This is a genomic window from Terrisporobacter mayombei (genome assembly GCF_020748465.1).
Classification (GTDB): domain Bacteria; phylum Bacillota; class Clostridia; order Peptostreptococcales; family Peptostreptococcaceae; genus Terrisporobacter; species Terrisporobacter mayombei.
In genome coordinates, this window is record NZ_JAHZMP010000237.1 from 1 (window position 1) to 450 (window position 450).

General features: G+C 26.9%; 1 protein-coding gene. It reads right to left on the reverse strand.

Going from position 1 to position 450, the window contains the following annotated elements; translation table 11 throughout:
• On the reverse strand, positions 1 to 450 hold a 450-nt coding region (locus K0039_RS21350), incomplete at both ends, for an FtsX-like permease family protein (RefSeq protein ID WP_306665658.1).

Genomic DNA, 450 nt, shown 5'->3' on the forward strand with positions numbered 1-450 from the left:
ACCTGAAGTAAACCCTTCAATCAATGTCACTTTTATATTTTGTTTATTACTTAGTCCTATAGATTTATACATAGCTATAGAACGTCTTTTTTGAATATAATTAATCAGTAGATTATTAATAATACCTACTGTAGCAAGAAGAAAAATGAAATAGGTCATCTTATTCATAGGAGACAAAAAACTACTTATAGTATTTAAAGAATCATTATTAAATTCTTCAACTGTACGACTCCAATTATATGTATCTCCAAATAAATCTCTTATCTGAATCATAACAGCATCTGGATTGACTGCTGTATATACTAAAAAACCATAATTAGTTTTATCAAAATCATTAACTGCATAATGTGATGGTATAACAGCTTCTACATCATTTGCACGGGATTTAAAACTACCTACTATTTTATAAGAAAAATCATACTTATCATTAGATAGAGTTATTGTATCTCC